Source organism: Lacinutrix sp. MEBiC02404, from assembly GCF_053601575.1.
Window position 1 is genome coordinate 1 of record NZ_JBSHNV010000121.1, and the last position, 432, is coordinate 432.

Annotated in this window: 1 protein-coding gene; it reads left to right on the top strand. The window is 37.3% G+C overall.

The features are described 5' to 3' along the window. The coding region (locus ACVCXO_RS02945) for a hypothetical protein (RefSeq protein WP_452228104.1) at positions 1-432 on the top strand (432 nt) is incomplete at both ends.

The following is a 432-nucleotide window of genomic DNA, read 5'->3' on the forward strand; positions in this document are numbered from 1 at the left end:
TAATGAAACCATACTTACTGCAACGCTTACGCTTGAAGATTCTATCGGTCCTGACTTAACGGCTTGTACTGTAATAGACGAAACTATAGAATGTAATGGTACAGATAACGAAACAATTGCTAACGATTGGAATGCTGCTAATATATTAGCACTTCAATCTTGTGGTACAGATGCTTGTGATACAGATGCAGTATTTGATGTAACTTCTGATTATGCTTTTGCTAACCTTACTTCTACTTGTGGAGCTGGTGGTACTATCTTAGTTACTTATACAGTTGCTGATGATTGTGGTAATGAAACCATACTTACTGCAACGCTTACGCTTGAAGATTCTATCGGTCCTGACTTAACGGCTTGTACTGTAATAGACGAAACTATAGAATGTAATGGTACAGATAACGAAACAATTGCTAACGATTGGAATGCTGCTAA